Origin of the sequence: Kordiimonas aquimaris (assembly GCF_025574485.1) — a bacterium.
Taxonomy (GTDB): Bacteria; Pseudomonadota; Alphaproteobacteria; order Sphingomonadales; family Kordiimonadaceae; genus Kordiimonas; species Kordiimonas aquimaris.
This window is the reverse complement of the sequence record NZ_JAOBPO010000005.1, coordinates 108,555-134,306: the sequence shown is the minus strand read 5'-3', so window position 1 is coordinate 134,306 and position 25,752 is coordinate 108,555. Positions and strand designations below refer to the sequence as shown.

Genomic DNA, 25,752 nt, shown 5'->3' with positions numbered 1-25,752 from the left:
CTATGGTGTTTCCGGGTCATCTTTCGGAACAAATTTTCCGGGGACCACTTCACCATCCACGACATGCGGCGGAACATAAACCGAGTCAGTGTCACCAGCTCCATCATCGAATACACGTAGGCTCAGGCCAGTAAGCACCATAGCTACCAGCAAAAAGCCGACGCCAATCCGAAAACGCTTAGCTTCAAGCTGCAAGTCAGCGTCTTCCATCGACTGTTTCGATCGCCATCTAAGCCACAAAGCCACCGCCAAAATAGGCAAGATCAACAGCATTATTCGAAGAAAGACAAGCATGTTATGCGCTCTCCCGTACGGATTCCAAAATATCAATCAGGTTAACGAGCATAGCCGCAGTTGCCCCCCAAATGAAGTAGTCTCCATACGGCATAGCATAATAATGTCGTCTACGACCACGCCAAACCGCACTTTGCTGCTGATGGTTACTACGATCCAAAAAGAAGTCCAGAGGCACCTCAAACGCTTCGGCTACTTCATCTTCCGCGATTATCAACTCAAACCCAGGCTCGATTGTTGCAACAATAGGAGAAATTTCAAACCCTGTACCTGTGCGGTACATATCCAAACGCCCATGAATTTGCACCTGCTCAGGAAGCAAACCTATCTCTTCACTGGCTTCACGCAGTGCAGCAGCAACATCATCTTCATCTTCAGGGTCAATGCTGCCTCCCGGGAAGCTAACCTGCCCGGCGTGTTTACTAAGGTTTTCAGTTCGTTTTGTCAGAAGGACTGTCGGGCCTTCATCATGCATCACAATTGGCACCAAAACAGCTGCAGCCCGCAGCGTTTCAGATTCCAATTCAGCCTGGTCCGCTTCATTATTGAGATCAAAATCACTGCGCGACCCGCGTGCTGCAGGGTTCTCTTGTTTTAAGGCAGCATCAAGCCATGTTTTCATATGACCACTCACCTAGCGAAAACGTAACGCCGTTACTTAAAATACTGCATTTACTAACGCCATTTTGCTCCACAATATCTCCATGCTCCACAAGCTCATAATACACTGAACGACTAATCAATGCCTCAAGGCGACCACGCACCAAGATGTAAGGGCGTGGTTCTCCTGTTTCAGCGTCTATTTCTACGCGTATAGGATGCTCATTGTCTGCAATAACTTTGTCACCCGTATTGGTGACAAAACAAAGTGATTGATTGTCACCATGGTCGGCCACTTCAACAGAAACCGCTACAAAATGTGCATCATCAACAGTTATGCCAATCTTCTCTACTGGCGTAACTAGGTATGTTTGATCGTCAGCATCCTTACGTAAAACGGATGCAAAAAGGCGTACCATTTTTTCGCGGCCTATGGGCGTGCCCATATAAAACCATGTACCATCAACAGCTATGCGCATGTCAATATTACCACAAAATTCCGGCTCCCATTTATCAACAGGAGGGAAACGTTGTCCCTCAACCTGTTTAACAAAAGTGTTCAGGTCAAATGAACCAGCATATTGTTTTGTTGGCATTAGCAAATCTCCTGCCACCATTATATGGCGTGAGCACTAACAAATGAAAGAGGTACATCATTCTTTAGTTAAGTTATTCAGCAGCCACAGGTATTGAATTTCGTTTCATAAAACCACATTGGGTGTAAGGCTCAACCTTACCAACAGCTGGTAAAGACAATAAAAGCGCCGACTGTCGCACCAAAAGACGCCGCGCATCACGCCCACCAGGCAACGTGATGTAATTTGGCAATGTTGGCCGAAAACCAAACCGACCATAATATGTCATATCGCCTACCAACAGTATCCGTCTAAATCCTGACTTTTCTGCTTCGTTCAATGCATGCCAAACCAATGAGGCGCCAACATTTTGACCACGCGCACTACCGGAAACGGCTAAAGGACCAAGCAACAGTGCCTGTTCAGTATCACCGCACAACATGTCTTTCACCGTTATAGGCCAAAAACGAATAGTTCCTATAAGACCGTCATCGGCGCGGGCAATGAAAGATAAATCCTGAATAGGCATGACATTCCGGCGCACAGCGTATGAAGCCTTGGAAAAACGGTTTGGACCAAATACAGAATCTAGGAGTTGCTCTACAGCAGGGGCATCAAGCTGATGCTCAGGACAAATTTCAAACATAACGTTCTCATATCAACGGTGCCATGCACCAGGGACAACAAAAGGGAAAGCCTAAGTGTTATCGTCGTCGAAGCCGGTTAACCCGGTTGATATGAAGCATGTTTAACATAGGTATCATTACGCTTTAATGAAGAACGGAAGCGGATAATAAGGCTCTGCCTTGTAGAAATCTAGCGTTATTTTCACGCACCGCATTTATTTTTCAACATTTGTATATGCATCTCGCACAAAAACAAAATCGCAATGCTTGCTACCTTTGGCAATTGTTTGAGTGCGCTGTAATCCCCAACCAAATTCATCAGATAACACTTTGTCAACATTACATATGGTTGGCACAAATTCTTGCACATCTTGTTTCTTAGCCAAGGTACATGTGGCGCAATTCGTAATATTTAAGCTAAATGAATCCGCCCCCAGGCGTTGGTATTCCATACGGTATTGGCCGTCATTCATAACCGAGGATTTCTCGGCAAAGTACTTGGTAAAATATTGCCCTACTCCAGAAAACATAAACCAAGTGGATAAACGCTTCAGAAAATCAGGGACTCTAGCAATCTCCAACTCCATGATATCAGTCACCAAGCGCTCGGCGGTCCCCCTCTCAAACTCCTTGTTCAAAAGAAACTTATAAAGCGCGATCATGTTAGCTGATGCAATGTGTGACACTCTTAATGAAGCAGGTGCTTCATTAAGTTTTGGCAAATCTTCGGCAACTGTCAAAAAGATCGAACCTGCTTCGCCGCGCCACACACTTTCATCAAATTCAAGCAAGTGCGTAAAAACAGGCACACAGGAACGTTTCCAAAGTTGATCAAACTTTTTACCGAGCTTTTTTGATTGCTTTAAAGTCATGAGAGTTCCTTGTTCCAAATAAGAAACGTCTAGCTAGGCCATAACCACTTTACAATGAGAACCCCGTCAACTGCTCATCTACAGCGTGAACAGCTGTAACAACTGTTTTGAGCGAGCGGATAAAAAACTCAACCGGCACACTTTCAAACTCGTCAGAAGGCTGATGATAGTGAGGATGATCTTCAACGCCGAAATAGAGGAAAGGGATATCTGCATTATGAAATGGTCCCTGATCAGATGCTTGCGTCCAATCATTTATACCCAATTCAGGGTCATCATGCCCCATCAATAGCTTGGTGGGTACTTTGGCAGCAATGCCCTCAATAACAGGCTTTAGGTATGGTCGGTGGAATACACCTGCAACATATAGCTCGTTTTTATCACTGCGGCTTAACATATCAAAGTTAACATTAAAGGAAATATTAGGGTCTATGAGCTCTAGGTTGCGAACAAATGCCCTGGCGCCTTGCAGGCCCATTTCTTCAGCATCGAACAACGCAAATATGATGTCATTCTTAGGTGGATTGTTTTTGAAGCTTTCTGCAATGGCCAGCACCCCAGCAACGCCTGATGCGTTATCATCAGCACCATTGAATACTTTACCATCATTGACACCCACATGATCATAATGTGCCGAGACAACAATGGTTTTCCCGGTATCCGCTGTACCATTAATGCGGAATAGTAAGTTGGTACCAGTCACTTCAACAGCTGGTTCTTCTTCAACTTCACGCATAAATTTAAACATATGTTCGTGTGTCTGGCCAACTTCATCAACATCAAGTGCCGCAATGCGTTCAAGTAAATACGCACGTGCTTTAGCGTTACCATCTGTTCCAGTCTGACGGCCTTGCATGTCATCCGCAGACAATATACGCAAAGTATCGATAGCCGCTTGTTCATCAAAACTTGGCGATGTTTGCTGTGAACAGGAAACTACAAAAGTAAACGCTAATACAAGCAACAGACGGCGCATCACGCTCTCCCCAAAAGAAAAACTATTCTCACCGTTAGTCATGACGGCTTACAGGCAATAACTCAACAAAAAAGCCCCCGGACTAGAAGTCCGAGGGCCATACTCAATACTAAACAGCTTGGATGGTTTGGCTTAGAAGCCCATACCACCGCCCATGCCGCCCATGCCGCCCATGTCAGGCATGCCGCCGCCAGGCATGCCGCCAGCAGCTTTGTCTTCTGGAACATCAGCAACCATTGCTTCAGTTGTGATCATCAGGCCAGCAATAGACGCAGCGTCTTGCAGCGCAGTACGCACAACTTTAGTTGGGTCGATGATACCTTTTGCAACAAGATTAGTGTATTCTTCGTTTTGAGCATCAAAACCGAAGTTTGCATCGTCTTGCTCAAGAAGTTTGCCAACAACAACAGCGCCGTCAACACCTGAATTTTCAGCGATTTGACGTGCAGGTGCTTGTAGTGCACGACGAATAATCGCGATACCGCGAGTTTGGTCGTCATTAGCGCCTTCCATGCCCTCAAGTGCTTTTGTTGCGTAAAGAAGTGCAGTACCACCACCAGCAACAACGCCTTCTTCAACAGCAGCGCGTGTTGCGTGCAATGCGTCATCAACACGGTCTTTGCGTTCTTTCACTTCGATCTCTGTAGCGCCGCCAACTTTGATAACAGCAACACCGCCAGAGAGTTTAGCCAAACGCTCTTGCAGTTTTTCTTTATCGTAATCAGAGGATGTTACTTCGATTTGTGCTTTGATTTGCTCAACACGAGCTTTGATATCTTCTTCAGAGCCAACACCATCAACAATTGTTGTGTCTTCTTTTGTGATGTTCACACGCTTAGCTGTACCCAGCATATCAATGCCAACATTCTCAAGCTTGATACCGAGATCTTCAGAAACAACTTGGCCACCGGTCAAGATAGCGATGTCTTCAAGCATTGCTTTACGACGATCACCAAAGCCTGGCGCTTTAACAGCAGCAATTTTCAAACCACCACGGAGTTTGTTCACAACAAGTGTAGCAAGCGCTTCGCCTTCGATGTCTTCAGCGATGATAAGAAGTGGCTTACCTGACTGAACTACAGCTTCAAGAAGCGGCAACATAGGTTGAAGGTTAGAAAGTTTGCTTTCGTGAAGAAGAATGAGTGGGTTTTCCATCTCAACAGTCATCTTCTCAGCATTTGTGATGAAGTAAGGTGACAGGTAACCGCGGTCAAACTGCATACCTTCAACAACGTCAAGTTCACTCTCAAGGCCTTTAGCTTCCTCAACAGTGATAACGCCTTCTTTGCCAACTTTTTCCATTGCAGCAGCAATGTCTTTACCAACTTGCGCTTCGCCGTTAGCAGAGATTGTACCAACTTGCTCGATCTCTTCAGTTGTTGTTACTGTTTTTGTCCGGCCTTTCAGGCTTTCAACAACAGTAGTTGTAGCAAGATCGATACCGCGCTTAAGATCCATTGGATTCATGCCAGCAGCAACAGACTTCATGCCTTCGCGTACGATTGATTGTGCAAGAACAGTAGCAGTTGTTGTACCGTCGCCAGCAACATCATTGGTGCGAGAAGCAACTTCTTTCACCATTTGTGCGCCCATGTTTTCAAACTTGTCAGCAAGTTCAATTTCTTTCGCCACAGATACACCATCTTTGGTGATGCGTGGTGCACCGAAAGATTTGTCGAGAATTACGTTACGACCTTTAGGGCCGAGTGTTACTTTTACAGCGTTTGCGAGTACATCAACACCAGTCATAATTTTGGCGCGTGCTTCGTCGCGGAGTTTTACTTCTTTAGCAGCCATCGGGGGCCTCCTGATAAATCAGACTTAGAATTACGGGTTAGAAATCGAGGGTCGAGTAATTACTCGATGATGCCCATGATATCTTTTTCCTGCATGATCAAATAATCAGCGCCGTCGAATTTCACTTCGGTGCCAGACCATTTGCCAAACAGGATTTTGTCGCCAACTTTAACGTCGAGCGCAGTTACAGTACCGTCTTCAGCTTTGTTGCCGCTACCAACAGCGATTACTTCGCCTTCAGATGGTTTTTCCTGAGCTGTGTCTGGAAGAATAATTCCGCCAGCAGTTTTAGCTTCGCTTTCTAGACGCTTGACCAATACACGGTCGTGAAGCGGACGAAGAGCCATGGTTTGTCTCCTAATTGATAAACCGGAAATAAGGGTTGTTAGCACTCACATCAATAGAGTGCTAACTGCGCATCTATGTAAGGGATGCCTTCACAGGGTTCAAGAGGGCAAATGTGATTTTTTCGTCTTTTGGCTCCGAATTATTCATATGTACATCAACTATACGAGGCGCTGCAAAGCGCCTCTTGGCTTCATCAAAAGGTTTATTAGACCATATGGAGCTTGCTCAACTGCCAGTGAAGACAAAACACTCAAACACTAAACATAAGCTTCCTGACGAATACCATCAATTGTACCTATCTATGTAAGCACGTAAGGCAAACAAGAATATTTGCCTTACGTATCAGCTTAATATTTAAGTCACTGTTTTCCATCGTGCTGTTGGTAAGAACGTTCTTTGAACCAATTCAAATGAGTATTAGCAATCTGAAGCGCTAACGCACTTCGCGCATGATCACCCGCTTTTGCCAACCAATCACGTCCAAGGCTTTCCCACGCCTCCGCATCTGGCTCTAGACCAAGCGATGTGATGTAATCGCGGTCCACAATCATATATTGCTGCTTGTAAGGCAGCAGATACCCACCGTGTTCAGACCTTACCTGTTTTGCTTCTGTGTAATCGGCGAACCATATGTTCCAGTGAACGTGGCATCTTCGTGGATGCAAAAATGCACCATATGTTGCTTCTTCATTATCTGAAAAGCAATCAAGTGCGGTCTTCCAGTTATCAAAACCCAATTCGCGCCCGATTGTTGCCAAACAATGTTTTCGCTGTAATTCCGTACCAAGCTGTATTGATGGACACTGATCGGAAATCCGCTTCAATGCAAACACGTCGCCTTGCTGTGCTTCTCTGTGTAACAAGCGAGCTTCAGTTTTTAAAAATGAAATAAGTTTTACGGCGCTATCGCCGCTTGAGCCATTAGGCATTGTATTCTCCATACCATTGGACAATCACCGCGCTCTTGTGTCCTGAAGAACCATGCTTTTAGCTTATGGTCTTTATGTACATAATATGGGTGTGAAGACTTTTGGCGGTTCGGCACCCCAAAGCACCGATAAGCAGGATATAAGCGCAGCAATGATCCTTCGTCAACGCATTTTGGGCCTGCATTTTATTCAGGCTACTAATATGCTATGCAAAAGCTCAATATCTTTCGGGGAAAAGGGAAGTTTCAATGCAAAAGCTTATTTTTGGCGTGTATGGGTTGATTTGTTATACACTTGGTCTGGTTAGCCTTATTGGGTTTGCATTCTTTGCCAATAATACATTCGTCGATATCGGACTTGCGCTTAACACTCCTATTCTAGGCATCTTCGCAATTGATATTGCCGCCGCAATGACACCGATGCCCGCATTACTCACCAATATACTGTTAGTTATTCTGTTTGCTTTGCAGCATACTGTAATGGCGCGTGCATCCTTTAAGGCAAAACTTACAAAAGTCGTACCTGCGCCGCTGGAACGCAGCACATATGTGCTCGCAACAGCTCTTGTCATTTTTGTTATGTTACTATTTTGGCGACCAATGACAGATACTATATGGTCTGTTGAAGACCCAATGTTACGCACAATAATATCAGCACTTTTTTGGGGTGGCTGGGTTATCACTTTCCTCGCCACCCAAATGATTGATGGCATGCATCTGATGGGCATTCGCCAGTCAATGAATGCTGATGCATCAGATGCACAGAACAAAACCTTTGTTACACCACTGTTTTACAAACTGGTACGCCATCCCATTCAAACAGGTGTAATCATTGCCATGCTTGCCACGCCAGATATGACTGAAGGCCGCGCCATACTCGCTGTCGGCATCATAATCTATATTATAGTTGGCCTGCATTATGAGGAAAAAGACTTGATCAAAGAATTCGGTGATACCTACCGTGATTATATGAAACGCGTCCCCGGCTTGTTTCCTCGGCTTTTTATTTCAAAAAAACAGTAAACCGTCCATGGCGGTCTTCGTGGTAACTGAAGGGATGTTTCCCTTTGACAGGTTTGTAATTCATGGCAAACTAGCACCACAAAGGGAGGTAGTATGGAACAAGAGGGTCAACGTTCTAAAACCTTATGGGTCGCGGTTATAGGCGCAGGGCCAGCTGGGTATTATACCGCAGAAGCACTGACTTCAGGAGATGCAGATGTCCGTGTTGACATCATTGACCGCCTGCCAACACCTTTCGGCCTTATTCGTGCAGGTGTAGCACCTGACCATCAATCCATTAAAAATGTTGCACGGCGCTACGAAGCAACCAATCAACGTGACGATGTCCGATTTGTTGGCAATTTATCATTAGGGCGCGACATTACTCTTGCCGAACTTCGCGAACTTTATGACGCGGTCGTATTGGCTACAGGTGCCGCCAAAGACAGGCCACTTGGCATTGAGGGTGAAGACCTTACAGGTGTCATTGGCTCTGGTCCGTTTGTGGGCTGGTACAACAGCCATCCTGATTTCCGCAATCTAGACCCTGACCTTCGGATCGCAGCTGTCGCAGTTATAGGAAACGGTAATGTTGCCGTTGATGTAGCTCGCATTCTAGCTAAAACAGCTGATGAAATGGCACAATCTGATCTTGCACAACACGCCGCTGAGGAAATTCATAGCTCAACTATTCGCGACATCTATATTCTTGGAAGGCGTGGGCCGCTGGAAGCAGCATTCACTCCCAAGGAACTAGGCGAACTAAACAACTTGGATAACTGTGTCGCTCTTGTCGATCCAGCGCAAATGCCTGAAGAAAGCATCGATAGTGAACTGAAAGGCGCTGCAAAGAAAAATTTCATTGCCTTGCGGGCAATGACCAAAAACAAACCTGACGACAAAAATGTCCGTTTGCATATTAAGTTCTATCGTCGACCAATGGCAATCATCGGCGAAGACTGTGTTTGCGGCATAAGATTGGAAGAAACAACAGTGGAAGACGGTAAGTGTGTTGGTACCGGACGTTCAGAAGTTCTCCCTGTAGGTCTTGTTGTACCTTGTATTGGCTATCGTTCCAGCCCACTTGAAGATGTGCCTTATAATGAAAATTGGGGCGTCTTCAAAAACGATGAAGGCTTAATCACCGATGGCCTTTATTGTGTCGGTTGGTGCAGGCGTGGCCCAACAGGCACTATAGGCACAAACAAGCCAGACGGTGTGGGCATCGCTGCCAAGATACTTGATGAAGTTAAACCAAGTGGTAAGGCCGGACGAGATGGACTGGACACCATTGTAGCTGAACGCGGCTTACAGATTGTTACATTTCAGGACTGGAAGAAGATTGAAGCCGCTGAAATCGCTGCGGCGCATGACGGCGCACCACGCTCTAAATTAACTGATATTGAGGAAATGGTCTCAATCGCAGAAACCTGATATTTTCCCTATTTGCGGCTAGCGGTTAGTCTGTACTCACCTGTAACTTTGGTAAACTTCAGCGCCACAGCCATAGCAAACAATATTGGCGCAAGCGAAACAATAAGCGCAGACAAACTTGACCGTCGTGCTGACGTTACCCCTGTCATGTAGGACTGCCGCGCGGCAATATAATCATTCAGGTAGCCTTTGATGATCTTTCGGTCTGCATCCTGAATTCCACCGGTAATTTCATCAATACCGGAGAGCATATTAAACGGTATATCTGGCGGAAAACTCTCATTGGAGAGTATCAAAGCCAAATCGCTGCTTTTCACTTTCATCCATGTACATAGTTTTGGTGAGCGTTCTTTAGCGCCCTGCTCATCACATGCAAAAACACCGTATACATCAAACCAGTTTTCAATAGCTTGCAATTTGTCTTCAGCCAGGACACGTGATCGTTCAACATTTTGATTTGCACGCAGAAATTTCGCTTCTTCAAGCACGCCGACAATAGAAATAAGTGCTAATCCAACCCAGACATACTCAGCAAGCTTCCATTGCTTCAATGTGAGCGGCTTTGTAAACACCAGAAAATAGTGCAGCAATATTAAAGTTATCAGGAAAATGCTACCGATGAGGTACAAGTTCGTTGAAAGGTCAAGCAGCCTATCCATCTAAGAAAACACCTTCTGAAGATCTTATGACACAGCGAACTAATACTCAAAGTGACTAAGTTTAGCTTCTTCTGTGAAAACAATAAAATCAAGAGGCATTATCTATTGAGTGCCTGTTTCAGTGCTGTCACTTTCGCTCGTGATACTTTGTATTTATCATGAGGTTGCGAACTCAGACTTACTTTATAACCTTGGTCAGAGCGCGACATTTCGTCAATATGGCTCAAATTCACAATAGCCTGCCTGCTAATACGAACAAAGTCACTGGGACTCAATCCTGCCTCGATACCTGAAAGACTGTCTTCTATATGCCAGGATGAACCATCACTGTGTTTAATGAGCACTCCTTTTTCATGTGCAAGTAACACAGACACATCTTTGATATCGATGGGTAAGAAGCGCTTACCTGCAACAACCATTAATCGCTGCGTATATATAGGCATTTTTTTAATGTCAGGCTTTAAGTTATGCCAATTGCTGGCAGCATGTTCGAGCCCGCGTAATTTCTTGTATTTTTCAAGTGATGTCCGAAGATCAACTTCCACAATAGGCTTTAGTAAATAATCAATGCCTTTGACGCGAAATGCTCTAACTGCATATTCTGCGTATGCTGTACAAAAAATAATTGATGCAGTTACATCAACCATGTCAAGTATTTCGAAACATTCTCCATCTTCAAGGCGGATATCCATAAAAATTAGATCTGGCTGTTTATTTTTCTCCAACCACTCAACTGACTTGGCCACAGAAGAGCAAATACCCACAACCACTACTTCCTCATCCGACACTTTATCGACAAGACGCTTCAAGCGAGCAGCCGCGCGCGGTTCATCTTCAATGATTAAAACCTTCATGCACCATCCGTCCGCAAAACAGGCAAACGCGCCAGAAACAAACCCTTAGCATGATCAATAAGTAAGGGTCTTTTATGAATTTGCAGTACCCGTTCACTTAAACTTCTTAGCCCTGTGCCTGTTGAAGCAACGTCAGCGCGCGGCCTTAACTCATTTTGTACAACCAGTGTATCTTCTTCAAGGTAAACGCGCACACCAAGCGGTGCGTTGGTACTGTATTGATTATGCTTTAGAATATTTTCAATAAGCGTTTGCAACGCTAGTGGCACAATTTGAGCTGAATTATCTTTGGACGCTATATTGATTGTGACATCCAGTGCACCAGGGTGGCGTACATCGAGTAAACCAAGCAGTGCCCTAACCGCATTAAGTTCTTCTTCTAATGCAACCAGAGGCAAGTCGCGCTTCTCAAGAATATAGCGATATGTCGCAGCCATATTCTCTATAAATTGAACGGCAAGAACCGGCTCACTTTCAACAATTTCAGCGAGCGTATTTAGGCTATTAAAAAGAAAATGCGGACTAAGCCGTGCTTTCAGCGCTTCGTAGCGCGCAGCCAATGCCAGCTCTTCCTCTCTTTTCGCCTGTTTTTCAGCATGGAGCGCCGCATCAATAAAAAATGTACGATCCGCCAACCCTGCAAGCAAAAACGGTACAAAAAGCGACACCAATGCCGTGTCAAAAAGAAAAGAAGCTGGCACACCTGTTGGATAAACCACATTGAAGAAAAACAATGCAAAAGTCACTGACACAAGTTCGCTTATGAGCAACAGAACCAATAACTGCGCAAGCGCTCTACCCGCAGTATTTACCTGAGAAAATTTACGAAAGTAATGATTGAGCCCCACAAGCAAGCCCGCAAGCGCAAAAGAAAAAACATATTCCGCAAGCGCCTCCAACACCAAGAGGTCAGTAACGGTAACCAGATCATCGAGTAGGTATTTAACCTTGTAGTAGGTCGGCATACCAAATCCGATAAGGCACAAAACCAAGATATCCGCATTTCTAAATTTACTGCTTTTCATGTAAACACCCTACCCTAATTAAGCTGCTCTCGCGAGAGCAGCTATAAGGCTTAATAATGTTGCCTTGTAATCCAGTAAGAGCGGAAATCCTTCGACAGTGTCGCGGCTTGTTTATTCAAAGCACGTACTTCCTTGTTTTCAAGAAAATCATGCGGAGCTTCCATATGCCATATAGCAACTTGAGAGGGAGGCTCCACTGGAACGACATCATCAGTTAAGCCAATGGTCGCAAACAATCCTTCCGCAGCATAGGCTTTATCTGCCTTTAAGTTACTTGCATACCTCAACAAAGCATCATCAATTCCTGCTAACTTCTTTTTCGTTTCATCGTCTTTGTTGATCAACCAATCAAGCGTTAACTGAGTGTAAGGCACTTTGGTCATTTTGGGCATTATCGGTTGATCCAAAAACGTAACAAAATGCGATTGCAGTGCATCAACCAATTTGGGGAACTGTGCTTGCAATTCAGCATCAGCAAAGAATTTCTGAAATGTAGTCTGATCAGGTGCTGTACCAAAAGTAATGTAATCAACAGGTATTTCGGGATTGCTATTATGATCAACCCTGTAAACCTGAAGCCCCATATCGTATTTTGCCATAATTGGCAGAATAGCTGCGATATATGTATTAAAGGCTTTATTGTGAGATACTTTTTGATCAACCTTTAGCGTGTTGAAACCAATATAACTGACTTGTGGTTTAGCGTTTTTCATTCCTTGCACGCTAGAAAACGTACCAAAAACCATCAATAGAATTATTGACGTTATTTTCATTGTTACCTCCTCATATTCGTCGGTAACAACACGGTGTCATGCACCAATCAGCATGGATAGAATCTGAGGAACCAATGGTCGTTTTAAGGAGATGAATGGAAAATTAGCTTTGGCGCACCTTCTTAATGATGCCGCTAAAAGTCATAATGACCGTATCACCAGTGAATATTTCACCGCGCACAAAAAGAAGCGAGCGTGTTGCACGTGTAACCTCACCGCGTGCTTCGATCAATGCATCAGCAGGCCCAGCGGAAATAAATTCTGAATTAAAGCCAAGCGTTACATGCATTCCTTCAAGATGGTCCTTTGCGATTGTAAACAGGGCAAAGTCAGCAAATGTCATCAACAAGCCGCCGTGCAACATACCGCCACCATTAGTGTGGCGTTCTTCGGAAATGAATGCGGAAGTATATGACCCATCATCTTGCTTTTTGAAATAGAAGGGACCAACCAAGTCTTCGAAGGCATCGCTACCTTCCCATGTTTGGTAACCGTCACGGATCAAATCTTCTGTAGTAATACGCATACTGTCTATTTCTCATGTTCCGACATAAATGGAAAGTGACGCTTCTATACCGTCATTGCCATTCTTGTCAGCAACTTAATATGTAATTGAGATATAATACCTAAAACCTGTTATCACCGTCTAACAGGCGACCAACACCGCCGAGAACCGAACCTTCCCCGCGATCACTCCCACCGGTTTGCGGCATGGCCTGCAACATACGACCCGCAAGCCTGCTGAAAGGAAGGCTCTGTAGCCAGACCTTGCCCGGACCCTGAAGTCTGGCAAAGAAAACACCTTCACCGCCAAAAATCATAGATTTCACACCGCCTACACGTTCAATATCCATATCAATACTACTGGTCATTGCTGCCAAACAGCCAGTATCAACATGCAACACCTCGCCCGGCTTCAATTCACGCTCAACAACCGTGCCGCCCGCATGTACAAACGTCCAACCATCACCGGAAAGGCGCTGCATAATAAAACCTTCGCCGCCAAACAAGCCCGTCATAATCTTGCGTTGCAGGGCAATGCCTATCTGCACGCCTTTGGCCGCAGCAAGAAAGCTGTCTTTCTGGCAAATAAGCTCTCCGTTATGATCGTCCAGCTTAATCGCCAGAATGTTGCCGGGGAATGGAGCAGCAAAAGCCACGCGCGCCTTGCCTACGCCGTCATGGGTGAAAACGGTTGTGAACAGGCTTTCACCCGTAATAAGGCGCTTTCCGGCACCCAAAAGCTTGCCCATAAATCCGCCATCCTGGCCAGACCCATCGCCGAAAACCGCATTCATGCCAATAGATTGGTCTTTAAACATCATGGTACCAGCTTCAGCAATTGCACTTTCTCCGGCATCAAGCTCGATCTCGACAAATTGCATCTCACTGCCTTTGATTTCAAAATCAATATCATCAGCTACACCGGCACGTTTTGTGTGGTGAACACGTGGAACATTAGGGACTTGGCTCATATATATTTCCTTTCTCGATGCATATTTTGCTTGGACTAAACTATAATTATTTACACCGCTACCTTGACGCAGCCATCTTTCAGTCGCACCTTTACTATTAAATTATAGCTTAAAGCATTATTACAAGTTTTGGAGTAGATCGTCATGCAAGGCGTTTGGGTAATTATTCGTTCCATCGGAAGATTTATTATGGGCCTCGGCAGTATTACGCTGGGCTTATTGGTAATCTTGATGTTGGCGATCGTTATTATGGCTCGTACAAAGGAACCTTTGCCTCCGGTACCAGAAGGAGCGGTTCTTGTACTTTGGCCTGAAGGTCAAATTGTAGAACAAATAGAACAACCTGACGCTTTTGAAGCTGCCCTTGCTGAATATAATAATGCACCCGCTAAAACCAGCATTCATGACATTACGACAGCGTTAAAACGTGCGAAGAATGATGATCGTATTAGCGCACTGGCACTTATAACCGAAAGTATGATTGGCGCAGCACCCAGCCATCTGCATGCAATGGCTGCCGCTATTCGCGACTTCAAATCTACAGGTAAAAAAGTTTACGCTTTATCTGCCGCTTACAGTCAATCCGACTATCTGCTCGCAGCTGAAGCTGACAAAATATACATGAATGATCAAGGCAGTGTCCTTCTCAGTGGCTACGGTCAGTACAATTTATATTTTAAAGACCTGCTGGAGAAAATTGGTGCCAATGTCCATGTCTTCCGTGTGGGCACATTCAAGTCTGCTGTTGAGCCATATATACGTAACGACATGTCAGAGGCTGCAAAAGAGGCAAATGCTACCTTCCTTGGCGATCTTTGGCGGCAATATCAGCAATCCGTTGTGAGTGCTCGTGACCTGCCTGAAAACGCACTATTAGAGAGTGCCAGCGATATATCTGCTCGATTAAGAGCAGCAAATGGTGACTTCGCAACACTTGCGATGAATGAAGGATTAGTTGATGAGCTAGCGCCGCGTGCTGTGTGGCGGCAAGCGTTAATGGATGAATATGGTACTAACAATAACGGTACCAGCTTCAAGCAAATACACTATATGGCGTATTTGGCAGCGACAGCCAAACAGGAAACAAACCGAAACGAAGTTGCTGTAATCACCGCTCAAGGTCCTATTGTTATGGGCGACGGTCCGGTTACTGTTGCTGCTGCCGAAACGCTTGTTGGCTATATTAGAAGCGCACGCCTCAACTCAAATACTGCGGCTATTGTATTGCGGGTAGACAGTCCAGGAGGAGCACAGTTTGCCTCTGAACTGATCCGCCAAGAATTGGTAGCAGCACAAGAACAAGGCATTAAGGTCATAGCTTCTATGGGCCCAGTAGCAGCATCTGGTGGATACTGGATAGCGGCAACCGCTGACGAAATATGGGCTTCGCCAACAACTATCACTGGCTCAATCGGCATTTTTGCTGTCATTCCTACATATGAGAACACACTTCAAAAAATTGGCGTTAGTGCAGACGGCGTTGGCACAACGCCTCTTGCAGGTGCTTTTAATCTCACACGCGGTATGACCGACCTGACAAAAGATGTTCTGCAGCAAAGTATCGAGTCTGGGTATGGTCAATTCCTTGAACTTGTAGCGCGTGGGCGCGGCATGACTGTTGAAGATGTAGACAAAATTGCTCAAGGGCGTGTCTGGATAGGCTCAACTGCTCAAGAGTTAGGCCTTGTAGACCATCTAGGTGAATTTGAAGATGCCGTGGAAGCGGCAGCAACCGCTGCTGGTGTTCAGGGTGATTATTCAACCGTATTTTACCGCGAACGCCCTGATCAATTTGCACAAATGGTTGCCAATATATTCTCATCAACAGTTGGCGTCGAAATTCAGGACTTCATGCCAAAAACACAGCCGTCTCCTCTTGTGAAAGCTGCTTTAGCGGTTAAGGAAGAGGCCGAATTCTTGCTTAATCTGAATGACCCGATGGCGCGCTATGTCATTTGTTTTGAATGTAATGTGAGATAACCCCATGACTGAAGAACATAATGCAAAAGTCGAAAAATCAGACGACGAGTGGAAGCAAGAGCTAACGCCAGAGCAATATCAAGTATGCAGATGTGGTGGCACAGAGCCTGCCTTCACCGGAAAATACTGGGACACAAAAACACCGGGCAAATACCTATGTGCCGGGTGTGGCTCTCATTTGTTTGACAGCGCTACAAAATACGATAGCGGATCAGGTTGGCCCAGCTTTTGGCAACCTGCGACAAATGGTGCTGTCACTGAAAAAACTGACCGATCATTTGGCATGGTGCGTACTGAGATTGTGTGCGCTAAATGCGAAAGCCATCTGGGGCACTCCTTCCCTGACGGACCACCACCAACAGGTGTACGTTATTGTATGAACTCAGCGTCACTGAATCTCATACCATCTGGAGACGAGAAATAACGGCGTTCCATTTTTAACAACATAGAGTGTCAAAATAGCGCTCTACATACGCCGCTATGAAATACATATTTAGGTTTCATCACATAGATGGAGCCTAAATATGAAAGATCAGCCAACAGAAAGAATACACAATATTCTTCGTGTAGACAGCAGTGCCCGACAAACAGGATCAATATCCCGCGACATTGCTGACAGGTTAATTAGTACATTAAACGCGCAAGGCAGAACGAGCGTTACAACTCGAAATGTCGCTAACGGCATCCCTTTCGTTGATGAAGAATGGATCAGTGCAAACTTTACGCCGCCAGAGAGCAGAACTAAAGCACAACAGGATAAACTCGCATACTCAGACATGCTAGTCAGCGAAATAGCAGGTGCGGAAACGCTGGTTATCAGCTTACCAATATATAACTTCAGTATCCCTGCCAGCTTTAAAGCGTGGATCGATATGATTGCGCGCACCAAACTGACCTTCAGTTATTCACCTAATGGTCCTGTTGGGCTGATGACTGGCAAACGTGCTTTTGTGGTTGTTACTTCTGGCGGTACACCACTTGGTAGCGAAATTGACTTTGCAACACCTTATATAAAGCAAGCATTGAAATTCATCGGCATAACAGATGTAACCTTCATTGATGCCTCAACGGGCAAACCCGAGGCCATTGAGCGCGCTAAGGACCAAATAACCAAAGCCACTCAGACAAGTAGTTAGCCTGAAAGGTTTTCTGCTGGGGGTGTATCTGGCAAAGCAGGCGTATCTAGCGCCTGCTCGGTTACTCCGTATTTAGCTTCATCAAGCAACGTCATAAATTCAGTAAAACTAGTGTCACTTATCCCCATAAACATAACCAAACTCATGGTACCCATCATCACCGCAAAATAACTCACCCAGATGAAGCCTGCCTTAAAGAAAGCTCTTATCCAGCCTTGGTCTTGACCGACTTTTAGCGCGATAATCAAATAAAGTGATGTGCCCCACCAGAATATAGCAAAAGCATTTTCCCCACCCACGGCAGGAACTACAAATGCAAAAGTGGTTAGCATGACAAAAAGAAAACTATGAAAATGAAGAGCAAATACTAGCTGATTCAAGTAGTACCGGCGTTTTCCCCAATGCGTAATACGCAAGATACCCGCAAAAACAGGCATTAAAATCACCAGCGCCCAAGGCAGCCACTCGTTGAAAAGCTTATTGAATTCTCGTGGTGAACGAAGTGCCTCTGCAAGGCCTGAAATTGCTTTCTTCACGATTTCCGGTGTGTCGTCTTTTTGCAAGACGAAGTCAATATCTTCCTGTTTAATTCCTGCCCGCTCAATGTTGTCATTCACAACAAACATAGCGATATCAAAGTTATATGGAAGTTCACCAAAATTAATGCCGCCTTGTGAAGAAGTAGGCGAAAAAATCAACGAGTTATCAGATAATGCCAGCACCGTTTGCAACGCTCGCCGAGCGCCAGGCGCAAGGTCTTCGTTTTCATTATCGAGTAATTCTTCTGCACGTTCCCGAGCAATAGCAATGTCTACTTCATCTAATTTACGGTTACCAAGAGCAACATCTTTTACAAAGTCTTCCAACCTGTTTTCCAGGGCCTCTTTGCCAGATTCATTACCTGCCTCCAAGTTTCCAATCGCCTCAATTAAAGAGAATAACTCACCATTGGCTTGTTGTTCAGATATCTGTCTAAGAGCAGCATCAACTTCTGTCAGTGCCTGCTCAGTTATCGCTTGAACATCGACTGGCTCAATGGGCGGCATACCTTCTTGGGAAGTTTGCCCTGGCCTATCGCCATTGTTTTGTAATTCGGCTTCCTTTTCTCGTTCCAGTTGGCGTCTGGCTTTCAGGTCTTCCCTCACTTTTTTAGCCGCTTCAATTTGAGCTTCGAGTGCAACACGCGCAGCTACCTGCTCTGCTTTGGGCTCCACATGAATATCGATAATGAGAACATTGGCGATACTGAGCGTTGAGAAGAAAACAAAAAGCAGAACAACATACAGTCGAAACGGTGGCAGAAAACGCGCACGCTTTCCTTCCATAAAAGCGCGAGACAAACCACCTGGCAATAAAACCAGTGTGATAATGGTCTTAATAATTTTACTATCGGTATCAAACAAAGCATCCAATAGCTCGCGGAAGAAAGTCCATATAGGTCGGCGGAGGTCATCATCTCGTTGGCCACAAATATGGCAGAAGGGCCCCGTAAGCGGTGCCTTACAGTTGTTACAACGGTTACCGTCTTCTCGCGTGTCTTCTTCTATGAACGTGTAACGCTGCATAAGTGCCCGCTCTTTTGCAAGCCTACGCCTCTTGAGTGCAATCGACCATTTTCGAAAATAACTTAACATGAAAACCCCTCTAAACTCCTTATAGCAAAAGCTTTTTCAGGAAGCCAGTAAGGAGAGGAAATCAATTAGTTATGCACCAGCATTTAGAATATGATCCGCGACAAAAGGGTTTGTCTTTCGCTCGGCACCAAAGGTGGAAAGAGGACCATGACCAGGCACAAACGTGACATCATCACCAAGCGGCCACAGTTTTTCTTGTATAGCGTCCAATAACGTCTGCGTATCACCGCGCGGAAAATCTGTCCGTCCAACAGACCCTTTGAACAAAACGTCACCAACAAATGCCACTTTGTGCTGTGGATCATGCAAAATAACGTGTCCCGGCGTATGGCCCGGCGTGTGGTATACATCAAGCGTAACATTGCCAACAGAGACCTGATCACCATCATTCAACCATTGGTCGGGCTCACAACACTTGAGGCCTTGCATATTATACTTAGATGCCTGTTCTTCAATTTGATCGAGCCAGAATTTATCCTCTTTGTGTGGGCCTATCACTTCAAGGCCTAACTTCTCTCGGATATCTTTTGCACCACCAGCATGATCAAGGTGTCCATGAGTCAGGAGTATTTTCGTTATATTTACGCCGAGTGACTTTGCGCGTTCCAGCAACACCTCGACATCTCCGCCCGGGTCAACAAACGCACCGTCCATCGTTTCATCACACCATATTATGCTGCAATTTTGCTGGAAGGCCGTTACCGGCACGATTTGGGCTTTTAACATTGAACAAACTCCTGACGATTTGCGCAATCGTAACGACATCATGCCCGAAAGAAAAGGCCGGGATTTATATTATAACTTGATTACGAAACCTATAAACCGTCATCATAATTTGCTGTATTGTAATCCATGGTTATTGAAGCTTTATATAATATTTCTTTATACATATTGTTATGATATATAATTTCATTACAATATGTACGGCGCTTTAAGCCTCAAAGTAAACTAGGCTTTTTGAGTACTGAACCAATATTGCAATGGAGATAGAATATGCGCTCTGCATTAATAGTCGCTTTAATCTTCACCTTATCTCAAGCAGGAATAGCTGCCGATTCAGAAAACGAGAGAAACAAATCAATCAAAGATTTGAATTTGCTCATTGGCTCATGGCGTTATGTAGATCAATCAACGGAAAACGCAGGCTTCAACTACAGAGAAGAAGGAACAATTGAGTGCGCATACGCCTTCAACGAAGCCTACATTCAATGTAATGGTACGGGCCATTACAACAACAAAACACGTACATTTATTGAATACATTAATTACAATCAGATAACGAAGAACTTTGAACGCGTGGGAATCTTTGAAAACCACCCAGCAAAAGCAATTTTTACTTTAACTGTGTCTGCGGATGGTAAAACTATTGAACAATTTGGCGCACCAATGCATCAACGGGATGGAACGGTAACAAAAAATTGGGGCAGCATTCGTTTTAGCGATGAAAATCACTATACATGGCAAACTCGCGTCAATTATTCTAATGAGGCGCCAGATCATTGGCCTGTTCGCTTCATAAGCACATATGAGCGCATTACATCTACCAATCAATAGCAAAGCCTGTTTGCTTTTCTTATAGTTTGAGCAGCAAAATATATCAGCCGTTGTGTTCGTCCCATATTCGCAACTAGAGTAACGTTTATGGTGAATTATTAGACGCAAGGTGACGATATGAGCTACATACTTAAAACCATGATACTGGCTATCACGATGGTAATTGCCAGCCTCCAAGCTACATCAGCAGATGACAAGTCGGTCCTTGCCTCCATTGATAAAAACTTCCAACAACAAATCAATTTCCTTGAAGAAATTGTAAACCAGAACTCTGGAACACTGAATATACCCGGCGTACGCGATGTTGGGCGCAGTTTTGAACGAGAATTTACTGCACTTGGTTTTGAAACCCGCTGGATAGAGATGCCGGAAAATATGAACCGTGCCGGACATTTCATAGCCACTAAAGCATTTGGAGAAGGTCCTCACATCCTGTTAATTGGCCACCTTGACACTGTCTTTGAACAAAACAGCCCATTTCAAAAGTTCGAACGCGATGGAGAAGAAGCCAGCGGTCCTGGCATTTCAGATATGAAAGGCGGAAATACCGTTATTCTTTACGCACTAAAAGCTATCATGGAAACGAATGCTGCCAATGCTGGAACTGTAACAGTCTTTTTCACAGGCGATGAAGAATCGGTTGGCTCCCCTATTGACCATGCACGCCGTGATTTGATCTCTGCAGGAAAAGCAGCAGACATCGCTTTAAATTTTGAAGGCGGCAGCGCCGAATGGGGTGTTATCGGGAGACGTGGTTCTTCTAACTGGTCATTGGAAGTAACAGGCAAACAATCCCATTCATCCGGTATTTTCAGAGACGGCGTAGGTGCCGGCGCTGTATTTGAGATGTCCCGTATCCTGAACCGGTTTTACGGCGAGGTTCGCGGGCCTTTTGGGCTCACCTTCAATCCTGGTGTTTTGGCAGGCGGAACACTTGTTAACCAAGGTGAAACACCAAATGATTTTAACACTTATGGAAAGGGCAATGTTGTTGCACAGAAAGCGGTTGTACAAGGCGGCTTGCGTTTCATGAACCAAGCACAACTGGATGCCGCCCGTGCAGCAATGCGTGGTATCGTTGAAGACAGCCTGCCTGAAACTTCTGCTAAAATCACATTTGAAGATAGATATCCAGCGATGGAAGAAACAGAGGCCAACAAAAATCTGTTAGCGAAATTAAATACAGTTCATACCCGCTTGGGACTAGAGCCCGCAAAAAGCTTTCCGCCTGAGCGCCGGGGCGCTGCTGATATCAGCTTTATTGCACCATTTGTTACATCAATGGATGGGCTCGGCGTATCAGGGCGCGGCGCGCACAGTCCGCGTGAGCGCATGAATATAGAATCCATGCGTATGGCAACCAAAAGGTCAGCACTACTCATTACGGATTTGTTATCCGGTAAGTGACGATTTAACCAAAATATTTCTTGCGGGCTTCTTCATGAATTCCAAGCCTCATTTGTAGGTCTGCAAGCTGTTTCATTGTCGCTCTGCGCTCTACTGGATCAGCAATACCCTCAATGGTTGGTATTAAAGCGGCTATTTCTTTCTTCAGCACAATTTCCTCGGGCAAGACACCTGCATTCGCCATGGTTTTGTAACCAAAGCCTTCAACGCTCGCGTTTGATGTTTGACCTGAAGACAAAGGTTTACCTTCACCTTTCAAATTATCCATCTCACCGCGAGCTTGGGTTTGTCTAATCTGGTGTTCTGCCATTTTGTCGAGTTTCATAACAAGACCATACCTCTGATGTGCCAATCAAACCACTATACATCATTTATGAGAACAGTTTACTGAGAAAAGAGATGCCAGCTTGGAAGGCTATGATGTCATTACCAATTTACGATCGAAACTACACATCGTTGCCCTAGGGTGGCGCAAGAAATTACGCATCACGAACTATAGCTCGATAATAAGAGATAAATTTTTGGGAAATGGCTGGGGCGGCAGGATTCGAACCAAAAATTAAATTTCTTTTAACTACTTGTATTATATCACTTAATTTAGCTCACCTTTTCCCCTGATTATCATTTTGTAATAAACTATGTAATAAAAACTGTACCACAAATTGTAATAAATTCAAATAGTACTGACCATGCAAACTCGTATTGCAATGGCCATTCAGTAAACTGGTTGGGGTTTGATAATTCAGATATAATCAGAACCAGCTTGCGAGACCTTCCCTAAAGCGGCCGTTCATTGGTAGCGGCACCATTTCCGCTTCCGGTCCAAACGCGGTCCTCTAACGATAACTTGATTACTACCTGCTCTTCGCCATAAACGGACGAACTTCGAAGCTATTTAGGCCAACACTTGATTGATGCCTTCAATCTGGCGCTTCAAACCACTTTCAATTATTTTTAAGGTGATTGTGGCCCAAAAAACTGTACCAGAATATTCCCGATCAGTTCAGGCTGCTCTTGAATGATCCAATGTGTTCCCTCACTTAGTTCTTTCACTTGACCGTTCTCGAGAAATTTTGCACTGTGTCTTGCCAAACTTATGGGGCTGAAAGCATCATCAGGCGCTATTATTGACAGTGTCGGCACCCTTACGCGCGCTTCCCCCACATTCATATCAAAGTCAGAGTTGGCACGGTACCAGGCCCCCATGCTGTGGATGGCACCATCATTGTCCCATGCCGCCCTATACTGGTCCATGTCAGCATCAGAGAACGTGTTAGGCATGGAGGTTCCACGCAGATTTTTTACCAGCAAGCCCCAATTTCCCAAACGACCAACATAACCTGGCAAGCCCGGAATTTTGAGGAATGTACGGTACCAGCTGATGGACTCCTCTTCAGCAATATACCCCTTACTGGCATAGGGGTGCGGCTTGTTGATGATGGCAAATTTCGCGATCCTGTCGGGATGTAAAAGGACAGTCCACCAGGAAACTTGCCCGCCAAAATCATGGCCTGCAAGGCTGACCTTTTGGTAGCCAAGCGCATCAGCAAGGCCCACCACGTCGCCTGCCAGTTTATCAAGATTATAGGCGTCAACGTCTGAAGGTTTGTCTGACTTATTGTAGCCCCGTTGGTCGGGCACAATGACCCGAAAACCAGCCCTAGCCAGTACCGTCATTGGCCCGCGCCACGCGTACCAGAATTCAGGATAGCCGTGTAGCAGGATCACCGGATTTCCGTCTGCAGGGCCCGCCATGACAACATGAAGAGAAACATCGCCAACCGAGACCATGCGGCTTTCAAGTGTGACACCATATTGCTTTTCGGCTGCAGCCACGGCGTCCCGCTGGGGCTGATTGCCTGAAATTTGCCCACCAATAGCAGCTAAAACGATCAATGTAACAACGATAAAGCCTGTTTTTTTCTTCATGCTACTGTCCTGTTAAACTACCATTTTTCTATGGCAATCGCGCGCTCGGTAATTGCGCGCCGGGTAATTACAACGGGCCTATTCGGCTGGCTTGCGGGCGGCGTATTCAACTTTTTCTTGTGGTTTGAAAGGCTGAACAAGCTGGCGCAAGTAACTGGTTGGATAGTTTGGCTGCGCCGCAATACCCAGATCCCCGGAGCTGATAACACGGTTTTCATCATAATAGGCCGTACCGAGAAGATAATCGGTAAAAGTAGTGAATAAACCAAAATTGACGTCGCCTTCCTCCCCGGTTTTAAGATGATGAAAACGGTGCAGTACATTGACGACAAGGACCCGTTTTAACGGACCGACAAAATAGGCAACGTTGGAATGCTGCAAGAGAAGCTGTAGCAAAACCGCAACCACAAACAGCAATAACACTTCCTGAGGGATACCCATTAACAGTAGCGGTGCAGTGCCGCCAAGTGTTTCAAGAAGCTGGTGTAACGGATGTTTCATCAGGCCGTTAAAGCCATACATGCGCTTGATACTGTGGTGGACCGCGTGCAGGCGCCACAGCGCATCAATGCGGTGACTGGCATAATGAACGAGTGTGATGCCAATGTCTGCAATGAAGATCGCCATCAACAGCTGTAGCACCAACGGGAGCTCGGTTGGCCAGATCGATGGAATAGTTACCAACCCGGCCAAAACTGGAACCAGAGCAACCCCGATCACGCTTGATGCTTCATTGAAAAGCGCGTGATAGAAATCTCTGGCCCGGTCTCCGTGCGGCTTGTTGAAGGCTGTGTCGAAGGGAACAGCGCGCTCCAACAGGAACGCCAGAGCGATGAAGGTCAAAACAAGGGCGGCAAGCCACAATTTTGAGTAACCAGCTTCAACGATAAAAAGGGCTAGTCCGTTTCCACCAATCAGAAACAATGGTAAATAGAAAAGCCGTACAAGGAATCTAAACATATCAAAATCTCCATATAGCGCTATTGGACAGTCCAAAAGCAGCAATGTCCTGCAGTATAGATACGGTGGACTGGAAACTGATGCTTGAACGTAGCGGCTACAGCCCGTTTTTTCTCGTTGTAAAGTGCGCATTTCTATTAAGATCAGCTGGAGAAAGACCAAAGGTGCGCCTGAAGGTACGTGAAAGATGGGCAGAATCGGCAAACCCGGCAGCATGAGCTGCGCTGGTGAGAGAACTATTCGTCGCAAGGCTTTGGATAGCCCGTTGCAGTTTAGACCAGAGCAAATAACTTTTAAGCGACATGCCAACCTGGGCGCTGAACAGGTGGCGGAACCGACTTGCAGACAGCCCAGTGCTCTTAGTTACTTGACCAAGGCGTATGTTGAGGTCTTCGGCGGCCTCAATTTCCGCTAGAGTTTGACTGATACGCGGATCAATCGGGGAAAACGCTTCGCCGCCTGTTCCTTTTGGCCAAATAAGATTGGCCAATTGTAGCCCAAAGTTGCTGTCTCTCTTTTTTATATCAATATTAAGGGCCGATTGAATGCTTTCCATTTGAGCTTTCGGCAATTTCACTATTACCATCTGGTCGACACTTAGTCGGGCAGTGTTTTTTCGGATCAGGTTGGGCTCTATATAGAGCAATTGAGCAGTTGGACTTGGGCTTGACAGACGGTGACTGACATTGGAGCCGACAATTAATATATCATCGACGACTTGGTTTTCCGCGTGGGTTTCAATATGAAGCGGACCGCTGAACGGAAAGCAAATTTGCACAGCATAATGTTGATGAAATTCGGTATCGCCGACGGGGCCATTATAATAGACCCATCCTAACCCGACGGTTAAATCCCCTCCCCACTTCTTCATAATTCGGCCCCTATAACTGCTCAATATAATTTTAGTGTACTCG

Annotated in this window: 28 protein-coding genes; 7 read left to right on the top strand and 21 right to left on the bottom strand. The window is 45.4% G+C overall.

From position 1 onward, the window contains the following. The 9 genes from OEU88_RS15425 to OEU88_RS15385 form a co-directional block, all read right to left on the bottom strand. Nucleotides 1–294: a hypothetical protein gene (locus OEU88_RS15425; protein WP_262696107.1), complete on the bottom strand. Its 294-nt coding sequence runs from the start codon at nucleotides 292–294 to the stop codon at nucleotides 1–3. A gap of 1 nt (nucleotide 295) precedes the next feature. After that, the gene (locus OEU88_RS15420) at nucleotides 296–916 is read right to left on the bottom strand and encodes a CoA pyrophosphatase (RefSeq protein WP_262696106.1); all 621 of its coding nucleotides are present in this window, start codon (nucleotides 914–916) and stop codon (nucleotides 296–298) included. After that, on the bottom strand, nucleotides 900–1,490 hold the full coding sequence (locus tag OEU88_RS15415) for a DUF1285 domain-containing protein (RefSeq protein WP_262696105.1): 591 nt from the start codon (nucleotides 1,488–1,490) through the stop codon (nucleotides 900–902). Before OEU88_RS15415 ends, OEU88_RS15420 begins: the two co-directional genes overlap by 17 nt. A 73-nt stretch (nucleotides 1,491–1,563) precedes the next feature. Next, nucleotides 1,564–2,115, bottom strand: coding sequence for a GNAT family N-acetyltransferase (locus OEU88_RS15410; RefSeq protein ID WP_262696104.1), 552 nt, complete (start codon nucleotides 2,113–2,115; stop codon nucleotides 1,564–1,566). A gap of 195 nt (nucleotides 2,116–2,310) precedes the next feature. Further along, nucleotides 2,311–2,967 (bottom strand): L-2-amino-thiazoline-4-carboxylic acid hydrolase, encoded by a 657-nt coding sequence (locus tag OEU88_RS15405; protein WP_262696103.1) that lies wholly within the window; start codon nucleotides 2,965–2,967, stop codon nucleotides 2,311–2,313. A 49-nt stretch (nucleotides 2,968–3,016) separates the two neighbouring features. Continuing rightward, nucleotides 3,017–3,943 (bottom strand): M20/M25/M40 family metallo-hydrolase, encoded by a 927-nt coding sequence (locus OEU88_RS15400; RefSeq protein ID WP_262696102.1) that lies wholly within the window; start codon nucleotides 3,941–3,943, stop codon nucleotides 3,017–3,019. Between the two features lie 132 nt (nucleotides 3,944–4,075). After that, complete coding sequence (gene groL, locus OEU88_RS15395; RefSeq protein WP_262696101.1) at nucleotides 4,076–5,740, bottom strand: chaperonin GroEL; 1,665 nt, start codon at nucleotides 5,738–5,740, stop codon at nucleotides 4,076–4,078. A gap of 59 nt (nucleotides 5,741–5,799) precedes the next feature. Then, nucleotides 5,800–6,087 (bottom strand): co-chaperone GroES, encoded by a 288-nt coding sequence (gene groES / locus OEU88_RS15390; protein WP_262696100.1) that lies wholly within the window; start codon nucleotides 6,085–6,087, stop codon nucleotides 5,800–5,802. A gap of 360 nt (nucleotides 6,088–6,447) precedes the next feature. Beyond that, complete coding sequence (locus OEU88_RS15385; RefSeq protein WP_262696099.1) at nucleotides 6,448–7,017, bottom strand: hypothetical protein; 570 nt, start codon at nucleotides 7,015–7,017, stop codon at nucleotides 6,448–6,450. A 248-nt stretch (nucleotides 7,018–7,265) separates the two neighbouring features. Between OEU88_RS15385 and OEU88_RS15380 the strand changes: the two genes are divergently transcribed. Together OEU88_RS15380 and OEU88_RS15375 are read left to right on the top strand one after the other, a co-directional pair. Then, entirely contained in the window at nucleotides 7,266–8,039 is a 774-nt protein-coding gene (locus OEU88_RS15380) for a methyltransferase family protein (RefSeq protein ID WP_262696098.1), read from the top strand. Nucleotides 8,040–8,132: 93 nt separating this feature from the next. Further along, nucleotides 8,133–9,452, top strand: a complete 1,320-nt coding sequence (locus OEU88_RS15375) for an FAD-dependent oxidoreductase (protein ID WP_262696097.1) — start codon at nucleotides 8,133–8,135, stop codon at nucleotides 9,450–9,452. Nucleotides 9,453–9,460: 8 nt separating this feature from the next. Here OEU88_RS15375 and OEU88_RS15370 read toward each other — a convergent pair whose 3' ends face one another. The 6 genes from OEU88_RS15370 to OEU88_RS15345 form a co-directional block, all read right to left on the bottom strand. After that, the gene (locus OEU88_RS15370; RefSeq protein WP_262696096.1) at nucleotides 9,461–10,111 is read right to left on the bottom strand and encodes a hypothetical protein; all 651 of its coding nucleotides are present in this window, start codon (nucleotides 10,109–10,111) and stop codon (nucleotides 9,461–9,463) included. 98 nt (nucleotides 10,112–10,209) lie between these two features. After that, nucleotides 10,210–10,965: a LytR/AlgR family response regulator transcription factor gene (locus tag OEU88_RS15365; RefSeq protein WP_262696095.1), complete on the bottom strand. Its 756-nt coding sequence runs from the start codon at nucleotides 10,963–10,965 to the stop codon at nucleotides 10,210–10,212. Continuing rightward, entirely contained in the window at nucleotides 10,962–11,990 is a 1,029-nt protein-coding gene (locus OEU88_RS15360; RefSeq protein WP_262696094.1) for a sensor histidine kinase, read from the bottom strand. Before OEU88_RS15360 ends, OEU88_RS15365 begins: the two co-directional genes overlap by 4 nt. A gap of 50 nt (nucleotides 11,991–12,040) precedes the next feature. After that, nucleotides 12,041–12,763 carry a hypothetical protein gene (locus OEU88_RS15355; protein WP_262696093.1) on the bottom strand — a complete coding sequence of 241 codons (723 nt, stop codon included), beginning with the start codon at nucleotides 12,761–12,763 and terminating at the stop codon, nucleotides 12,041–12,043. Nucleotides 12,764–12,866: 103 nt separating this feature from the next. Beyond that, a complete protein-coding gene (locus OEU88_RS15350; RefSeq protein WP_262696092.1) occupies nucleotides 12,867–13,289 on the bottom strand; it encodes a PaaI family thioesterase in 423 nt (140 codons plus the stop codon). Nucleotides 13,290–13,389: 100 nt separating this feature from the next. Then, nucleotides 13,390–14,238, bottom strand: coding sequence for an AIM24 family protein (locus OEU88_RS15345; RefSeq protein WP_262696091.1), 849 nt, complete (start codon nucleotides 14,236–14,238; stop codon nucleotides 13,390–13,392). A gap of 144 nt (nucleotides 14,239–14,382) precedes the next feature. On the opposite strand from OEU88_RS15345, the gene sppA reads away from it, so the two are divergent. The 3 genes from sppA to OEU88_RS15330 all read left to right on the top strand — a co-directional run bounded on the left by sppA (nucleotide 14,383) and on the right by OEU88_RS15330 (nucleotide 17,354). Further along, nucleotides 14,383–16,218, top strand: coding sequence for a signal peptide peptidase SppA (sppA, locus tag OEU88_RS15340; protein ID WP_262696090.1), 1,836 nt, complete (start codon nucleotides 14,383–14,385; stop codon nucleotides 16,216–16,218). A gap of 4 nt (nucleotides 16,219–16,222) precedes the next feature. Next, complete coding sequence (gene msrB, locus OEU88_RS15335; RefSeq protein ID WP_262696089.1) at nucleotides 16,223–16,642, top strand: peptide-methionine (R)-S-oxide reductase MsrB; 420 nt, start codon at nucleotides 16,223–16,225, stop codon at nucleotides 16,640–16,642. Nucleotides 16,643–16,742: 100 nt separating this feature from the next. Continuing rightward, entirely contained in the window at nucleotides 16,743–17,354 is a 612-nt protein-coding gene (locus OEU88_RS15330; RefSeq protein ID WP_262696088.1) for an FMN-dependent NADH-azoreductase, read from the top strand. Here the strand turns inward: OEU88_RS15330 and OEU88_RS15325 are convergent. Then, the gene (locus tag OEU88_RS15325) at nucleotides 17,351–18,988 is read right to left on the bottom strand and encodes a DUF3667 domain-containing protein (RefSeq protein ID WP_262696087.1); all 1,638 of its coding nucleotides are present in this window, start codon (nucleotides 18,986–18,988) and stop codon (nucleotides 17,351–17,353) included. The two genes, OEU88_RS15330 and OEU88_RS15325, sit on opposite strands and share 4 nt — an antisense overlap. A 69-nt stretch (nucleotides 18,989–19,057) precedes the next feature. Beyond that, entirely contained in the window at nucleotides 19,058–19,714 is a 657-nt protein-coding gene (locus OEU88_RS15320) for an MBL fold metallo-hydrolase (RefSeq protein WP_262696086.1), read from the bottom strand. A 267-nt stretch (nucleotides 19,715–19,981) separates the two neighbouring features. Between OEU88_RS15320 and OEU88_RS15315 the strand changes: the two genes are divergently transcribed. Together OEU88_RS15315 and OEU88_RS15310 are read left to right on the top strand one after the other, a co-directional pair. Further along, nucleotides 19,982–20,542 carry a DUF1579 family protein gene (locus OEU88_RS15315; protein ID WP_262696085.1) on the top strand — a complete coding sequence of 187 codons (561 nt, stop codon included), beginning with the start codon at nucleotides 19,982–19,984 and terminating at the stop codon, nucleotides 20,540–20,542. Nucleotides 20,543–20,659: 117 nt separating this feature from the next. Continuing rightward, the gene (locus OEU88_RS15310; protein ID WP_262696083.1) at nucleotides 20,660–21,949 is read left to right on the top strand and encodes a M20/M25/M40 family metallo-hydrolase; all 1,290 of its coding nucleotides are present in this window, start codon (nucleotides 20,660–20,662) and stop codon (nucleotides 21,947–21,949) included. Nucleotides 21,950–21,953: 4 nt separating this feature from the next. On the opposite strand, the gene OEU88_RS15305 is transcribed toward OEU88_RS15310, so the two are convergent. From OEU88_RS15305 to OEU88_RS15290, 4 genes are all read right to left on the bottom strand, one after another. Next, nucleotides 21,954–22,274 carry a DnaJ family domain-containing protein gene (locus OEU88_RS15305; protein ID WP_262696082.1) on the bottom strand — a complete coding sequence of 107 codons (321 nt, stop codon included), beginning with the start codon at nucleotides 22,272–22,274 and terminating at the stop codon, nucleotides 21,954–21,956. 629 nt (nucleotides 22,275–22,903) lie between these two features. Beyond that, a complete protein-coding gene (locus OEU88_RS15300; RefSeq protein ID WP_262696081.1) occupies nucleotides 22,904–23,878 on the bottom strand; it encodes an alpha/beta fold hydrolase in 975 nt (324 codons plus the stop codon). A gap of 78 nt (nucleotides 23,879–23,956) precedes the next feature. Next, the gene (locus OEU88_RS15295) at nucleotides 23,957–24,838 is read right to left on the bottom strand and encodes a sterol desaturase family protein (RefSeq protein ID WP_262696080.1); all 882 of its coding nucleotides are present in this window, start codon (nucleotides 24,836–24,838) and stop codon (nucleotides 23,957–23,959) included. Nucleotides 24,839–24,935: 97 nt separating this feature from the next. Next, complete coding sequence (locus OEU88_RS15290) at nucleotides 24,936–25,709, bottom strand: AraC family transcriptional regulator (RefSeq protein ID WP_262696079.1); 774 nt, start codon at nucleotides 25,707–25,709, stop codon at nucleotides 24,936–24,938. Nucleotides 25,710–25,752: the final 43 nt, after the last annotated feature.

Bases quoted from the DNA above. Each gene is read 5' to 3' on its own strand.
- OEU88_RS15425 (WP_262696107.1), bottom strand. From the start codon at position 294: ATGCTTGTCTTTCTTCGAATAATGCTGTTGATCTTGCCTATTTTGGCG.
- OEU88_RS15420 (WP_262696106.1), bottom strand. From the start codon at position 916: ATGAAAACATGGCTTGATGCTGCCTTAAAACAAGAGAACCCTGCAGCA.
- OEU88_RS15415 (WP_262696105.1), bottom strand. From the start codon at position 1,490: ATGCCAACAAAACAATATGCTGGTTCATTTGACCTGAACACTTTTGTT.
- OEU88_RS15410 (WP_262696104.1), bottom strand. From the start codon at position 2,115: ATGTTTGAAATTTGTCCTGAGCATCAGCTTGATGCCCCTGCTGTAGAG.
- OEU88_RS15405 (WP_262696103.1), bottom strand. From the start codon at position 2,967: ATGACTTTAAAGCAATCAAAAAAGCTCGGTAAAAAGTTTGATCAACTT.
- OEU88_RS15400 (WP_262696102.1), bottom strand. From the start codon at position 3,943: ATGCGCCGTCTGTTGCTTGTATTAGCGTTTACTTTTGTAGTTTCCTGT.
- groL (WP_262696101.1), bottom strand. From the start codon at position 5,740: ATGGCTGCTAAAGAAGTAAAACTCCGCGACGAAGCACGCGCCAAAATT.
- groES (WP_262696100.1), bottom strand. From the start codon at position 6,087: ATGGCTCTTCGTCCGCTTCACGACCGTGTATTGGTCAAGCGTCTAGAA.
- OEU88_RS15385 (WP_262696099.1), bottom strand. From the start codon at position 7,017: ATGCCTAATGGCTCAAGCGGCGATAGCGCCGTAAAACTTATTTCATTT.
- OEU88_RS15380 (WP_262696098.1), top strand. From the start codon at position 7,266: ATGCAAAAGCTTATTTTTGGCGTGTATGGGTTGATTTGTTATACACTT.
- OEU88_RS15375 (WP_262696097.1), top strand. From the start codon at position 8,133: ATGGAACAAGAGGGTCAACGTTCTAAAACCTTATGGGTCGCGGTTATA.
- OEU88_RS15370 (WP_262696096.1), bottom strand. From the start codon at position 10,111: ATGGATAGGCTGCTTGACCTTTCAACGAACTTGTACCTCATCGGTAGC.
- OEU88_RS15365 (WP_262696095.1), bottom strand. From the start codon at position 10,965: ATGAAGGTTTTAATCATTGAAGATGAACCGCGCGCGGCTGCTCGCTTG.
- OEU88_RS15360 (WP_262696094.1), bottom strand. From the start codon at position 11,990: ATGAAAAGCAGTAAATTTAGAAATGCGGATATCTTGGTTTTGTGCCTT.
- OEU88_RS15355 (WP_262696093.1), bottom strand. From the start codon at position 12,763: ATGAAAATAACGTCAATAATTCTATTGATGGTTTTTGGTACGTTTTCT.
- OEU88_RS15350 (WP_262696092.1), bottom strand. From the start codon at position 13,289: ATGCGTATTACTACAGAAGATTTGATCCGTGACGGTTACCAAACATGG.
- OEU88_RS15345 (WP_262696091.1), bottom strand. From the start codon at position 14,238: ATGAGCCAAGTCCCTAATGTTCCACGTGTTCACCACACAAAACGTGCC.
- sppA (WP_262696090.1), top strand. From the start codon at position 14,383: ATGCAAGGCGTTTGGGTAATTATTCGTTCCATCGGAAGATTTATTATG.
- msrB (WP_262696089.1), top strand. From the start codon at position 16,223: ATGACTGAAGAACATAATGCAAAAGTCGAAAAATCAGACGACGAGTGG.
- OEU88_RS15330 (WP_262696088.1), top strand. From the start codon at position 16,743: ATGAAAGATCAGCCAACAGAAAGAATACACAATATTCTTCGTGTAGAC.
- OEU88_RS15325 (WP_262696087.1), bottom strand. From the start codon at position 18,988: ATGTTAAGTTATTTTCGAAAATGGTCGATTGCACTCAAGAGGCGTAGG.
- OEU88_RS15320 (WP_262696086.1), bottom strand. From the start codon at position 19,714: ATGTTAAAAGCCCAAATCGTGCCGGTAACGGCCTTCCAGCAAAATTGC.
- OEU88_RS15315 (WP_262696085.1), top strand. From the start codon at position 19,982: ATGCGCTCTGCATTAATAGTCGCTTTAATCTTCACCTTATCTCAAGCA.
- OEU88_RS15310 (WP_262696083.1), top strand. From the start codon at position 20,660: ATGAGCTACATACTTAAAACCATGATACTGGCTATCACGATGGTAATT.
- OEU88_RS15305 (WP_262696082.1), bottom strand. From the start codon at position 22,274: ATGAAACTCGACAAAATGGCAGAACACCAGATTAGACAAACCCAAGCT.
- OEU88_RS15300 (WP_262696081.1), bottom strand. From the start codon at position 23,878: ATGAAGAAAAAAACAGGCTTTATCGTTGTTACATTGATCGTTTTAGCT.
- OEU88_RS15295 (WP_262696080.1), bottom strand. From the start codon at position 24,838: ATGTTTAGATTCCTTGTACGGCTTTTCTATTTACCATTGTTTCTGATT.
- OEU88_RS15290 (WP_262696079.1), bottom strand. From the start codon at position 25,709: ATGAAGAAGTGGGGAGGGGATTTAACCGTCGGGTTAGGATGGGTCTAT.